The sequence below is a fragment of the Flavobacterium labens genome (genome assembly GCF_048286755.1).
Taxonomy (GTDB): domain Bacteria; phylum Bacteroidota; class Bacteroidia; order Flavobacteriales; family Flavobacteriaceae; genus Flavobacterium.
Genome location: NZ_JBLVPL010000004.1, coordinates 59,257 through 72,564, shown reverse-complemented (window position 1 = coordinate 72,564; position 13,308 = coordinate 59,257). Strand labels below are relative to the sequence as shown.

16 protein-coding genes are annotated in these 13,308 nt (G+C 31.2%); 8 read left to right on the top strand and 8 right to left on the bottom strand.

Translation table 11 applies throughout. The features are described 5' to 3' along the window. Positions 1–44: 44 nt before the first annotated feature. On the bottom strand, positions 45–1,451 hold the full coding sequence (locus ACNQF8_RS10635; RefSeq protein WP_417949988.1) for a hypothetical protein: 1,407 nt from the start codon (positions 1,449–1,451) through the stop codon (positions 45–47). Between the two features lie 118 nt (positions 1,452–1,569). Here ACNQF8_RS10635 and ACNQF8_RS10630 point away from each other — a divergent pair, with 118 nt between their 5' ends. Further along, entirely contained in the window at positions 1,570–2,631 is a 1,062-nt protein-coding gene (locus ACNQF8_RS10630) for a sialidase family protein (protein ID WP_417953551.1), read from the top strand. A 71-nt stretch (positions 2,632–2,702) separates the two neighbouring features. On the opposite strand, the gene ACNQF8_RS10625 is transcribed toward ACNQF8_RS10630, so the two are convergent. The 5 genes from ACNQF8_RS10625 to ACNQF8_RS10605 all read right to left on the bottom strand — a co-directional run bounded on the left by ACNQF8_RS10625 (position 2,703) and on the right by ACNQF8_RS10605 (position 5,862). After that, a complete protein-coding gene (locus ACNQF8_RS10625) occupies positions 2,703–3,161 on the bottom strand; it encodes a sensor of ECF-type sigma factor (RefSeq protein WP_417953552.1) in 459 nt (152 codons plus the stop codon). 48 nt (positions 3,162–3,209) lie between these two features. After that, positions 3,210–3,623 (bottom strand): hypothetical protein, encoded by a 414-nt coding sequence (locus ACNQF8_RS10620; RefSeq protein ID WP_315208006.1) that lies wholly within the window; start codon positions 3,621–3,623, stop codon positions 3,210–3,212. Between the two features lie 33 nt (positions 3,624–3,656). Continuing rightward, positions 3,657–4,199: an RNA polymerase sigma factor gene (locus ACNQF8_RS10615; protein ID WP_315208008.1), complete on the bottom strand. Its 543-nt coding sequence runs from the start codon at positions 4,197–4,199 to the stop codon at positions 3,657–3,659. A 61-nt stretch (positions 4,200–4,260) separates the two neighbouring features. Next, entirely contained in the window at positions 4,261–5,391 is a 1,131-nt protein-coding gene (locus ACNQF8_RS10610) for an SRPBCC family protein (RefSeq protein ID WP_417953553.1), read from the bottom strand. Between the two features lie 282 nt (positions 5,392–5,673). Beyond that, a complete protein-coding gene (locus ACNQF8_RS10605) occupies positions 5,674–5,862 on the bottom strand; it encodes a hypothetical protein (RefSeq protein ID WP_417949979.1) in 189 nt (62 codons plus the stop codon). An 81-nt stretch (positions 5,863–5,943) separates the two neighbouring features. Between ACNQF8_RS10605 and ACNQF8_RS10600 the strand changes: the two genes are divergently transcribed. Further along, complete coding sequence (locus ACNQF8_RS10600) at positions 5,944–6,330, top strand: pyrophosphohydrolase domain-containing protein (RefSeq protein ID WP_282715395.1); 387 nt, start codon at positions 5,944–5,946, stop codon at positions 6,328–6,330. 98 nt (positions 6,331–6,428) lie between these two features. Here ACNQF8_RS10600 and ACNQF8_RS10595 read toward each other — a convergent pair whose 3' ends face one another. After that, a complete protein-coding gene (locus tag ACNQF8_RS10595; protein ID WP_417953554.1) occupies positions 6,429–7,496 on the bottom strand; it encodes a branched-chain amino acid aminotransferase in 1,068 nt (355 codons plus the stop codon). Positions 7,497–7,802: 306 nt separating this feature from the next. Between ACNQF8_RS10595 and mnmC2 the strand changes: the two genes are divergently transcribed. Beyond that, positions 7,803–8,465, top strand: coding sequence for a tRNA (5-methylaminomethyl-2-thiouridine)(34)-methyltransferase MnmC2 (gene mnmC2, locus ACNQF8_RS10590; protein ID WP_417949975.1), 663 nt, complete (start codon positions 7,803–7,805; stop codon positions 8,463–8,465). A gap of 168 nt (positions 8,466–8,633) precedes the next feature. Then, on the top strand, positions 8,634–8,831 hold the full coding sequence (locus tag ACNQF8_RS10585) for a hypothetical protein (protein ID WP_099716298.1): 198 nt from the start codon (positions 8,634–8,636) through the stop codon (positions 8,829–8,831). 31 nt (positions 8,832–8,862) lie between these two features. On the opposite strand, the gene ACNQF8_RS10580 is transcribed toward ACNQF8_RS10585, so the two are convergent. Continuing rightward, positions 8,863–9,804, bottom strand: coding sequence for a LysR substrate-binding domain-containing protein (locus tag ACNQF8_RS10580; RefSeq protein WP_417949973.1), 942 nt, complete (start codon positions 9,802–9,804; stop codon positions 8,863–8,865). A gap of 97 nt (positions 9,805–9,901) precedes the next feature. On the opposite strand from ACNQF8_RS10580, the gene ACNQF8_RS10575 reads away from it, so the two are divergent. The 4 genes from ACNQF8_RS10575 (at position 9,902) to can (ending at position 13,278) form a co-directional block, all read left to right on the top strand. Next, a complete protein-coding gene (locus ACNQF8_RS10575; RefSeq protein ID WP_417949970.1) occupies positions 9,902–10,381 on the top strand; it encodes a Dps family protein in 480 nt (159 codons plus the stop codon). Between the two features lie 130 nt (positions 10,382–10,511). Further along, positions 10,512–10,793 (top strand): hypothetical protein, encoded by a 282-nt coding sequence (locus tag ACNQF8_RS10570; RefSeq protein WP_417953555.1) that lies wholly within the window; start codon positions 10,512–10,514, stop codon positions 10,791–10,793. Between the two features lie 86 nt (positions 10,794–10,879). Continuing rightward, positions 10,880–12,538, top strand: coding sequence for a SulP family inorganic anion transporter (locus ACNQF8_RS10565; RefSeq protein ID WP_417949966.1), 1,659 nt, complete (start codon positions 10,880–10,882; stop codon positions 12,536–12,538). 104 nt (positions 12,539–12,642) lie between these two features. Then, positions 12,643–13,278 carry a carbonate dehydratase gene (gene can / locus ACNQF8_RS10560; RefSeq protein ID WP_113667103.1) on the top strand — a complete coding sequence of 212 codons (636 nt, stop codon included), beginning with the start codon at positions 12,643–12,645 and terminating at the stop codon, positions 13,276–13,278. Positions 13,279–13,308: the final 30 nt, after the last annotated feature.

The following is a 13,308-nucleotide window of genomic DNA, read 5'->3' as shown; positions in this document are numbered from 1 at the left end:
CGGCTGTATGAGCCGTGTTTTTTTATGTTTTTTATTGAAATCTTTTAAGACCTTCTATTGTCATTTCTGGAGGAATTACCTCTTTGAGATTCATTTCTTTGTGGAGCTGATTCTCTTGAAGAATTACCTCTACTTTGAGATTCTACTCTTTGTGGAGCTGCTTGAGTAGAAGGAGTGGTTCTGTTTTGAGAATAATCTCTTTGAGAATTTCCTCTCTGTGGAGCTGCTTGAGTAGAAGGGTTAGTTCTGTTTTGAGAATAATCTCTTTGAGAATTTCCTCTCTGTGGAGCTGCTTGAGTAGAAGGACTAGTTCTGTTTTGAGAATAATCTCTTTGAGAATTTCCTCTTTGTGGCGTTGACTCACTAGAAGAATTAGTTCTGTTTTGAGAGTAATCTCTTTGAGAATTTCCTCTTTGTGGCGTTGACTCACTAGAAGAATTATTTCTGTTTTGAGAGTAATCTCTTTGAGAATTCCCTCTTTGTGGTGTTGCCTGACTAGAAGGATTAGTTCTGTTTTGAGAGTAATCTCTTTGAGAATTTCCTCTTTGTGGCGTTGCCTGACTAGAAGGATTAGTTCTGTTTTGAGAATAATCTCTGCTAGAATTTCCTCTTTGTGGTGTTACTTCTCTCGATGAACTAGTCCTATTTTGAGAGTAATCTCTTTGAGATCCGGTTCTTCTGTTTGAGTTAGCCACTTCGTTTCTTGAACCTCTTCTTTGGTCTAATTCATAACGGTTTGTTACATTAGAATTTCTTCTGGAAAAGGAATAATTTGGGTGTTGTCTTTCATATCCATTTGAACGTCTAGAACTGTAAAGAACGATTGCACGTTCACTTCGTCTGTAATTAACATAATTGTAATTATTGTTAATGTTCAAACTAATGTTGATATTATTTCTATATCTGAATATTGGGAACGGATTCCATGCATAATAATAAGAAGGATAATAACCCCAATTCCAAGTAGAATAATAAGGACGATAATTAGCAGACCAGAATGAAGCGTAAATTAGTGGAGTGTTATAATATACAGGCTCATAAATATAATTTTGGCCATACATGTATACATCTCCTACTACTTGAACGTGAATTTGATTGTTTCTGTCTTTTTCAACGTCAATTGTAGCGACATCTTGATACACGTCTCTATCTATAACTGACTGAATTATAATTACGTGAGTCCGATTTTCAACAGTTTCAATAACTCTTAAATAATCTACCTCATTATCATTATTCAAATCTAAATTTGATATTTGTAGTTCGGGGTCATTCAGGCGACGTTCAAAATCTTGTAGATTTCTGGAGTCACCAAAAATAGAAGCAACAGCTCTTAAATCAAGATTGTCACTGATTTCATTATTCATTGCATTTACTGATGTTCTATCTTGCGCCTGTATTTGTGTTGCGAAAACAGTAGTCAATAGACTCAATAGTAGTAGTTTCGTTTTCATAATTAATTGAATTAAGTTTATCCTTATTTTTTGATTATCCAATTACTGTGCCAATTAATTTAATGCTTATTTACTATTGTTATTATTAATTGTAAATTAGCCATAAAATATGTAAAAAATGAGAACTTTTTTTTTGATTCTATTGATTTCAAATATTTTGATATCCTGTAAAACAGCCGATTTTACTGTAAAAAACGATGCTTATGTTGAATTTAAGTCCGTTGTAGTCGACACATTATTTCAGGATAAAATAAGTATCAGAGCCATTTTATTTGATGCAAATAAAATTTGGTTTGCTGCTGATAAAGGAAGATTTGGTTTTTTTAATTTGGATAATAATCAAAAATTTGAAAGCAAAATTATCAAAAATTCTTTAAAGCTTGAGTTTAGAAGTAATGCCAAAACCAAAAAGCATATTTTTATTCTAAATGTTGGAAATCCAGCTTTGTTATATCAAATTTCAAAAGACGGAAAAAAAACAAAATTAGTGTATCAGGAAAATCATGAAAAAGTGTTTTATGATAGTATGCAATTTTGGAATGACAAGGAAGGAATAGCGATGGGAGACCCAATTGCTGATTGCTTAAATATAATAATCACTTGTGATGGCGGAAATTCATGGAATAAAGTCCCGTCTAATAAATTACCAAAAGTGATGGATGGAGAAGCAGCTTTTGCGGCAAGCAATACTAATATTATCATCAAAGGGAATAATACGTGGATTGTTTCCGGCGGCAAAAAATCGAGAGTTTTTTATTCTCCTGACAAGGGAAATTCATGGAAAGTATATGATACTCCAATAGTGCAGGGGAAATCAATGACTGGAATTTTCACGGCAGATTTTTATGATGCTGAAAATGGATTTATAGCCGGAGGAGATTATGAAGTGCGAAATCAAAATTTTTCTAATAAAGCAATCACAACTGATGGTGGAAAAACATGGAAGTTAATAGCAGAAAATCAAGGTTTTGGGTATGCTTCTTGTGTACAATATGTTCCTGGAAGTAACGGTAAAGGGCTGGTAACGGTTGGTTTTTCAGGAATATACTATTCCTCGGATGGTGGTAATTCATGGAAGCAATTATCTACTGACTCCACTCTTAATACCATCAGGTTTATAGATAAGCATACGGCAATTGCTGCGGGGCAAAATAAAATGATTCGCATCAGTTTTAAATAATTAAAAATACCCTAAGTCCTTTATAATGAGATTTTAGGGTATTTTTTTTGAACTAATAAAAATAAAAAATATTATTTTTTTTGACCTTTGTTACGATATTGTTGCAGCAATTTTCTATTGAAATCTTCTTCTGCTTTTTTAAGTTTAACTATTTTCACGGCTGGTAAAATTGTTCTCACATTTTGCATGAATTTTTTTCGCAATAAAAATAACTCTTCTTCAGTATCTTCTATTTGGGCCAAAAAGGCATTTGCTTCTTTTTCAGTTATTTTATCCAGCGAGCCATCATTCATTCTTCTCATGTAGGTTTTCATTTTTTGATGTCTCAGTTCAAACTGTTTATCATCAAAGGTATTGTAGATGGGCCAGAATCTTTCGGCTTCATTAGTTGTGAAGTCTAATTCAGTGGTGAAAAAAGCTACTTTTAGAGCTTTTATTTGCTCTTTTTTCTCTTTCATACTTTCGCCTTGAGCGTAAAAGTTAAAAGAAACGAATAGCAATAGTATTGGTAATAATTTTTTTAGATTCATTTTTTATTTATTTAATTATAGCTTTAAAGGAAAGCTTTACAGTCTGGTTTATTCTAAAATAAGATTTTCTAAGTTTGAATTTGTTGATAAATGATCTTCTATCGCATCATCTCCTAAAACAATACCTGTTTTTATGTTATTAATATCTTCGGTCTCTAATACACTTATCAAATCATATTGATTTACATTAGATTGATACGTAATGTAATTTTCTAAAGCCGCAGCATCTAATTCTTGTGTGTTTGTCGATGAAGGACTTAAAATTGGAATCATCAGAGCAAGTATTAAAACTGCAGCTGCCATTATAATTAAAGTTTTTCTTTTTTGAAAAATAGAAACTACTTTTGGCTCGTTTTTAGGCAATTGCTCCATCATTTTGATTGAAAAATTTTCAAAATAATGGTCTGGAGTTTTAAATCCAGTTTCAATTTTAGGTTCGTTCTCTAATTTAAATGTTTTCATAATGTGCTTTAGACAGTGTTACAGCTAAAAGGTTTAATTTGTCGAAACAAAAGCTTCAATTTTTTTAACGGCAAGATGATAGGATGCTTTTAATCCACCAACGCTGGTTCCCAGAATTTCCGATATTTCCTCGTATTTCAGTTCTTGAAAATATTTCATTTTAAAAACCAATTGTTGCTTTTCGGGCAATAATGCAATCGCTTTCTGTAATTTTATTTGAATTTCATTTCCGTCAAAAAAAACGTCGGCTTCCAGATTATCAATAGTTTTGTTTTGTAAAGTTTCGGATGAAATACCACTTGTTTTTGATTTTTGTTTCAAAAACGTCAAGGCTTCATTCGTAGCAATGCGATACATCCATGAAAAAAGTTTACTTTCTCCTTTGAAATTTTTTACATTTTGAAATATTTTTATAAAAGTATTCTGCAAGACATCATCAGCATCATCGTGATTCAAAACAATGTTACGGATATGATTGTATAACGGTCTTTGATAATCCTGCAATAACTGCTGAAACGCTTGATTTTGCGTTTTAGGGTCTAACAAGTGATTTATAAATTCCTTTTCTTCTTGCAAAGCGATTATTTAAGAGTTAGAATAGAATTTATTAAAAAGGTTTAATCAGCTACAAAAAATATTAAAATTCAGATTGTTCTTCTTCCTTATTTATTACTGGTGCAGGCGTTTTTATGGCTTCAGCTGTCTTTGTAACAGCTGGAGTGAAAGCCTTTGAAGGAATTACTGGAATTGCTTTAGGTTTTATTGGATAATAAATTTCCGTAACCCATTTTGAAGGGTTTTTGATTTCTGTTTTGCTAATGGTGAAATTCTCTACATGAGAAAATGTTGGGTCAACAGCAATTCGATTGGTAGTAATGTATGTTTTTGCTTTATCCAAAGCTTTTTTTGTATGCGAATAATCCCCGGTTAAAGTAGTTTTAATAGCATCGAATGGTTCTAGTTTTCCGGTTAAAATATCACTTCCTGAACTCGTTAAGATTTGATTTTTTATTGGTACACAAAAAGATAATTTGGTCAAACCACTTACAGTGTCATAGGTGTGATAAATTATAAATGGTTTTCCGTTTAATTCGATATTATTTTGTTCACAAAAAGTAATCATTTTTGGGAATACGATTTGACCATTTTTAATGACTTTTGAAATTTCACTGGTAAAGGTTTGTCTCAAATAGAAGGTTCCAAGTTTTTTTACTAATCCATTTACTTTTACCGCATAAGTATTTATTTCAAAATCAAGAGTTTTGTCTAAGTTAGCTAAACTCTTTTCATATGTTTCTCCTATAATTTTATTTATTCCCCCATTAAAAGCAGTATAAACTTTCATGGTGAAACTCATTTTTCCGGTTGTTTTCCATGTCACTTTTGTTCCGCCTATAGTATCCTTAAATCTCCAAAAAACAGATGAGGAAGTTCCATCATAATTCATTTTTTGAGAAATACTATCATTTTCTTTTACAAAAACGGTCAACATATCTCCAGTTCCCTCTTTTCCTTCCCATGAAATGGAAGCTCCAGGGCCAATTGTTTTTTTAGGGTATGTAATTTGCATTTCAGGATCTTCAACAATCCATGAACTAAAATCTTCCCAGTTTCTATAATCATTAACAAAATTAAATACGGTAGATTTTGGAGAATTTATGATTTGACTTCTTTCTACGGTAAAATCTCCTTTTTGAGTTGCCACAAAAATGGAAAGCGCCACAAAACTTAGCAATAATAAAAGAAATAAGTATTTTAAAATCCTCATAATATACAGGTTTGTTAATTTTTGTAAAGTTAAAGATTTTATTTACAAGTCACTGAAAGTGTTAAATAAATATAGATAATTTTCTATATAAAGAATGTTTGTCACTTTATTTTTGGTTTTAATTTAAAGAAGACTTTACGATATTCGATTGTGTTCAACTGATCCGTTTTTGAAGAAAAAACTAAATTCGTATAGCTATTTAGTTTAGTAAGTCTTTATTGTTGAATGTTTTAAATTAAAATGTCCACTATTTAGCGGACATTATTTGTTTGGTTTAAAATACTAACGTTTGAAAAATACTTTTATTAAAAATAAAATCCCAATAAAAAGCCCAAATCCTATTAGAATCTTGTAATTTCCTTTATAAAACTCTTTATGTATTTTTATATCTTTTCGATAGGCATAAATTGCTGCGATAATAAATGCAACTAAAAACAAGCCTGCAAACACTAATTGACCTTGACTAAACATAGTTTAAATTATTTCCGGCAAATTTAGTTAATAGTTTAGAAATAGTTGCTAATTTGCCTTTTCATTTAACAAAATAAAAAGATGCAAAAACAGATAAACTCAGTTAAAGAATTTCATACGGCTTTTAAAATAGGTCACAGTGAAATTCCTACAGCTAATTTAGGGGAAAGTAAACACACGCTTCGTTACAATTTAATGAAAGAGGAAAACGAAGAATATCTTGAAGCAGTTCAGAATAATGATTTGGTAGAAATTGCAGATGCATTGGGTGATATGATGTATATTCTATGCGGAACCATTATCGAACATGGTTTGCAACATAAAATAGAAGCAGTTTTTGACGAAATCCAACGTAGTAATATGAGTAAGTTAGGTGAAGACGGTAAACCTATTTATCGCGAAGATGGAAAAGTCATGAAAGGACCTAATTATTTCAAACCTGATTTTTCTAAAATAATAGAAGAATAGCGCAAAGTGTTTAAAGTTTTATTGATGCATAGATGATGATATAAAAAAAGCGATTTTCACAGTGAAAATCGCTTTTTTAAAATTATGAAATCTTAGAATTATACTTTAACAGTCCATTCAAAAGTATCTTCTTCTAATTTATTTTGGATGTTTTCCAATTTAGTTTTTAGTTGTAAAGCCATTGTGAATTCAATTTTTGGCAATTCATAATAAACATCCTGATAAGAAAATCCAGAAATTGGACTTACTACAGCAGCAGTTCCAGCACCAAAAATTTCTTTCAAAGTTCCATTTTTAGCAGCCTCAACAAGCTCAGAGACTAAAACGGAACGAATTTCTACATTTATACCTATACTTTTTGCTAAATCAATAAGTGTTTTTCTAGTCACACCATCAAGAATTCTTTCACTTACAGGAGCAGTTAGCAATGTATCATTTATTCTAAAAAATACATTCATAGTTCCCGCTTCTTCCAGTTTGGTATGCGTAGCATCATCAGTCCAAATTACCTGTTGAAAACCTTCTTTATTTGCTAAATTAGTTGGGTAAAATTGAGCAGCATAATTTCCGGCAGCTTTTGCAGCTCCTATTCCTCCATTTGCAGCTCTACTGAAATGTTCAGCAATAAGTACTTTTACATCACCAGAATAATAAGAACTCACAGGCGATAAAATAATCATGAATTTATAGTCATTAGAAGGATTAGCAATTACTCCAGTACCAGTTGCAATCATAAATGGTCTGATGTACATGGCATTTCCTTTTCCTTTTTTAATCCAAGCTTCATCTAATTGCAACAATTGATTCAAACCGCTCATAAATATCTCTTCAGGAACTTCCGGCATAGCCATTCTTACTGCAGAGGTGTTAAAACGCTTGTAGTTTTCATCAGGTCTAAAAAGCCAAACGTCATCATTCTCGTCTTTGTAGGCTTTCATACCTTCAAAAATTGCTTGACCATAATGAAAAACTCTTGTAGATGGGTCTAACAAAAATGGTGCATAAGGTTTAATGACAGGTTTTTGCCATTCCCCATTTTTATAATCACATTCAAATAGATGATCTGTAAAAACAGAACCAAAGCTTAAGTTTGAAAAATCAACCTCGTTTATTTTTGTAGAGGAAGCTTTTATTGTTTCAATTTTGTTAGTTTGAGTAGTACTCATAGTAATATATTGTTTTTTTGATTTTTTTTTTAAATGACAAACTGTAGCTTAAAAAAACTTGATGTTTATAAGTTGAAGTTTAATCTTTGCAAAATTAAATAAAAATCAACAAAAGACTTGTCAAAAAACTATTAATTATAGCATTTAACTAAGATTTGTTTACATTTTAAAAAAAACAAAAAAATCATGCCCATTTCTATTGATTATACAATAAATATAGATTTTTCAGAGGCAAACGTATTAGATTTTGATTAATTTTGGACAAACATTGTAGCTTTTAATCCAATATAACCTCAAAAGCCGATTTTGAAAAGAGAAATAATCCAAACACTTGATGGTTCAACTACCATTCACATAGCAGAATGGGACGAATGTTATCATTCTAAACATGGTGCCATACAGGAAGCACAGCATGTATTTATTAAAAATGGTCTTTCATTATTTAAAAATAGAAATGTTTCTATTTTGGAAATAGGATTTGGCACAGGCTTAAATGCCTTTATTACTTTGCTGGAGTCAAAAAAAATGCAGCAATCAATTGATTACGTTGGAGTAGAAGCCTACCCAATTTCGGTAGATGAAGTTTTACTGATGAATTATGTCACAGAATTAAATGCAAGTCAAGAAAGTGCAATTTTCGATAAAATGCATGAAAGTAATTGGGGAGAAAAAATTGATTTAAGAGATGATTTTTCACTTACGAAAAGGAAACAGTTTTTTGAAGAAATTGACGATGTTGATAAATTTGATTTGATTTATTTTGATGCTTTTGGGTATAGAGTACAACCTGAATTGTGGAGTACTGCTATTTTTGAGAAGATGTATAAGGCGCTTAAGGCGAATGGTGTGCTGGTTACTTATGCCGCTCGAGGAGTTGTAAAAAGAAGTATGATTGAAGTGGGCTTTACTGTTGAAAAACTTGCCGGACCACCTGGAAAAAGGGAAATGTTTCGTGCTAGAAAAAGTTAATATTTGCTATTTAAGTTGTTTGTTTTCAGAGTTTTAATTTTTTTGGACCAAAATCTAGTAATTAAAAATAAAAAAATTAAAACTAAGTTAAATAGTTATGTTGTAATAAAAAAAAATGTATTTTTACAACACTTTAGAATCCAAATCTAACTAAAATCAACGTTTACTATGTCAAAAATCATGTATGATTATACAAAATCAATTTTAGAACGAGTGAGTTTTGATCCATTGCTTTTTTGCAAGGAATTAGAAAAAGCCATCAAAACATTATTACCATACGAAATGGAGCAATTGCGAGAATGGTTATTAAATTTTACAATTGGAAAACCAGAATTAAAACAATGTTTACTAATCGTAAATTCATAAAAAAAAAGGAACCGCAAAACGGTTCCTTTTTTTATTTTTTAGGAAGTGAACTTATAATTTGAACATTTTGAAATACGATAGCACCTTTTACAACTCCTGCAATTGTATTTCGAAGCGCATCAATTATCTGTATTTTTAATTCGCTCTTAGGGAAGATGAGGCTGACCTCTCTGGCAGGTTTAGGTTCCTTAAAATGGCGTAGTTTTAATTTGTCCGTTTCTTTTAAATCTAGGGTATGTAAATAAGGGAGCAATGTTGTTCCTAATCCTTCGTCGGCTAATTTTATAAGAGTTTCAAAACTTCCGCTTTCAATTTGGAAACGACTCGTTTCATTTTTACTTACATTTTTGCATAAATTTAAAATCCCGTCTCGAAAACAGTGTCCGTCTTGCAATAGCAATATTTCATCTAAGTTTAAGTCTGAAACTTCTATTTCATCCTTCTGAAAATGATGGTGACTTTCCGGGATGTACGCTACAAAAGGCTCGTAATACAATACAATTTCTTTTATTCTTTCCTCCATCAAAGGAGTTGCGGCAATGGCAGCATCGAGGTGACCATTGTTTAGTTTTATTATAATTTCTTCTGTATTTAACTCTTCGATTATGAGTTTTACTTTAGGATATTTTTTTATAAAATTATTCAGGAACATTGGCAAGAGCGTAGGCATAATGGTTGGTATAATTCCCAATCTGAATTCGCCACCAATAAATCCTTTTTGTTGTTCTACAATATCCTGAATCCTATCAGCCTCGTTGACTATATTTTTTGCTTGATTTACAATTTTTTGACCTATGTCAGTAAGTTGAATGGGTTTTTTGGTTCTGTCGAATATCTGAATACTTAATTCTTCTTCTATTTTTTGAATTTGCATGCTCAATGTAGGTTGAGTTACAAAACACTTTTCGGCAGCTAGAGTAAAATTTTTGTGTTCGGCTACAGCCAGAACATATTTTAATTGAGTAATTGTCATCTTTTATAGTAATATCTGATGCAAATATAAAAACAATCAATTTAACTTATAGTGTAAACAACAGTTTTCTTATCTAGATTTGCTTAAAATAAAAATTATGAAAACAAATATTTTAGGATTACCGGTAAAAGAATCAGAATTGATTGTTAGTGAATTGAATATTTTGTTATCTAATTTTCAAGTTTATTATCAAAATTTAAGAGGAATTCATTGGAATATTAGGGGCAAACGTTTTTTTGATTTGCATGTGAAATTTGAAGAATTATATACTGATGCCCAAATAAAAATTGATTTAATTGCCGAAAGAGTTCTTACTGTTGGCGGAACACCACTGCATACTTTTGAAGATTACATAAATAATAATCAGTTAGTTGTAGGTAAAAATATTTCAAACGATGAAAAAGCAGTAAATTTAATTGTTACGTCATTGTCTCATTTGTTAAAGATAGAAAGGGAAATTCTTAAGAAAGCTGGGGGAATTAATGACGAAGGAACAAATTCAATGATGAGTGATTTTATATCAGAACAAGAAAAGACGATTTGGATGATGCAAGCTTGGTTAGAAGAAAGTTTGTAGTGTTATACAAATTTAAAAAAAAGTGTGATGAAATGAATTAACTTTTTTCTACTTTTATTTAATGTTAATTTTTTTTTAAATTTAGAAAAACGATTGCTTATTTAATAAACTTAATTCTATTTTTGCGCAAATGAAAATGATATCTAAAATATTTTTAATTCTATTTATCGCTTTTCTCATCACTCCAACTATAGTTACTGTGATTGAGAAAAGTGCAGATATTTCTATTTTCTACAGTGTTTCCGAAGAAGAACATGCGCATAAAGAAATTAAGACCTTTTTTTATTTAGAATCTCCTACGGAAGTTATTACTTCATCGAGATTATCCTCTAGTGCTATTCTATCTGAGAATTTATCAAAACACGACAATATCACCTCCTCGATATTTATTCCTCCGCCCAACGAAGTTTAATACAATTTTCGATTTTAATTTTTTAAAATCAATTTTCACATATGGCATGTGGACAAATTTTTGTATTCAATTTTTAGTTCGGTATTATGACAAAAAAAATCAATCTTTTTGCTAACCTTAAATCTGATTTTGCGTCTGGTTTAGTGGTTTTCTTGGTGGCGCTACCATTGTGTTTAGGTATTGCAATGGCTTCAGGTGCTCCTTTATTTTCAGGAATTATTTCAGGGATTATAGGAGGAATAGTTGTAGGTTATTTAAGTACCTCTAACATAAGTGTGTCTGGACCTGCCGCAGGTCTTACTGCAATTGTTCTTACTGCAGTAACAGATTTAGGGGCTTTTGATATTTTTTTAACTGCAGTTTTCATAGCAGGTCTTTTACAATTGATATTAGGATTTGTCAAAGCAGGAAGTATCTCTAATTATTTTCCAACGAATGTTATTGAAGGAATGTTAGCAGGGATTGGAATTATTATTATTCTGAAACAATTACCGCACGCTTTTGGTTACGACAATGATTTTGAAGGCGACCAAGCGTTTTCACAAACCGATGGCAGTAACACCTTTTCTGCGCTGTTTAATATTTTTGATTATATCCAAATAGGCTCCATTGTTATTACATTGGTTTCTATGGCGATTTTGATCTCTTGGGATAAAGTTCCTTTTTTGAAAAAATTAAAATTAGTTCCTGGAGCTTTAATTGCTGTTGCTCTAGGTGTTATTTTGAATGAGATTTTCATTGGTACTGGAAGTGCTTTGGCTATTGGAAAAGAACATTTAGTTTCTTTGCCGGTTCCATCATCTTTCGAAGAATTTAAATCAATTATTGTAACACCTAATCTTTCAGGAGTTACGAATCCTAAAGTTTGGGTAGTAGCATTTACAATTGCAATTGTTGCTTCTATCGAGACGCTTTTAAGCATTGAAGCGTCTGATAGAATGGATGTCCAAAAACGATATACAGACACTAATAAGGAATTAAAAGCACAAGGAATTGGTAATATGGTGAGTTCTCTTTTAGGAGGTTTACCATTAACATCTGTAATTGTGCGTTCTTCTGCAAATAGTAATTCAGGAGCCAAATCTAAAATGTCGACCATTATCCACGGATTTTTATTACTGATTAGTGTACTTGCCATTCCAGTAATTCTGAATAAAATACCGTTGGCTACTTTAGCAGCTATCTTAATTTTAGTTGGATATAAATTGGCTAAACCAGCTACATTCAAACATTTTTGGGAGAAAGGAAAATATCAATTTGTTCCTTTTATAGCCACATTATTGGCGGTAGTATTTTTGGATTTATTGAAAGGTGTTGCTCTTGGAATTATGATTAGTATTATTTTTGTTTTAAAAGGGAATCTTAAAAGAGCTTATTACTTTAGAAAAGAAGAATATGCAGATGGCGATGTGATTCATATTGATTTGGCTCAAGAAGTTTCTTTCTTGAATAAAGCAGCAATCAAACAAACATTAAATCATATTCCGGAAAATTCTAAGGTCATAATTGATGCAAAAGATACCGTTTATATTGCGCATGATATTTTGGATTTAATCCATGAATTTAAAACGACCAGAGCAGTAGATAATAATATAAAAGTGAAGCTGAAAGGATTTAAAAAAGCGTATCAGTTAGAAAACACTGAAGGCTCACAAAATCATGTTTCTATTGAGCATTACTATGATGCTGCCAAAAGAGTTATGGTTAAAAAGGTTGCAACTGATGAAGAATTCATCAAAGAATAAAACTAAAATTAATTAGGTATTAAATTTAAAAAAAAAAGAGTTTCTTTACATTGTATCGAATAGTTACTAAACGTTTGTATTAATAAAATAATTACACAAAGATTATGAGCGATTTTTATAAAAAAATATTAGAGAATAATAAAAAATGGGTTGAAACTTCTTTAGCGAGTGACCCAAATTATTTCCAAGATCTAGCCAAAGGCCAAACACCGCCATTATTATGGATTGGTTGTTCAGATAGTAGGGTTCCTGCCAATGAAATCGTAGGGGCTAAACCCGGAGAAGTTTTTGTACACAGAAACATTGCCAATATGGTTGTGCATAGTGATATGAATATGTTGAGCGTATTGGATTATGCCGTGAATGTATTGAAAGTAAAACACGTTTTAGTTTGCGGACATTATGGTTGTGGTGGTGTTAAAGCGGCAATGGGCAATGATTCTATTGGTATTATTGATAACTGGATTCGTCACATCAAGGATGTATATCGTTTGCATAGTGCTTATTTAGATTCAATTGAGGATGAAACAGATCGTTTTAATACTTTTGTAGAATTGAACGTAAAAGAACAGGTTTTTGATTTAGCTAAAACATCAATCGTTCAGGCAGCTTGGAGAAACGGCCAAGATTTAACTTTACACGGATGGGCTTACGGACTTAATTCCGGTTTTGTAACAGATTTAGAGGTTAACATCAGTTCCGAAAAAGATTTGGATGCGGTTTACCAGTTAAAATTTTAATTAAAGAATTATATTATAAAATCCGTTTTT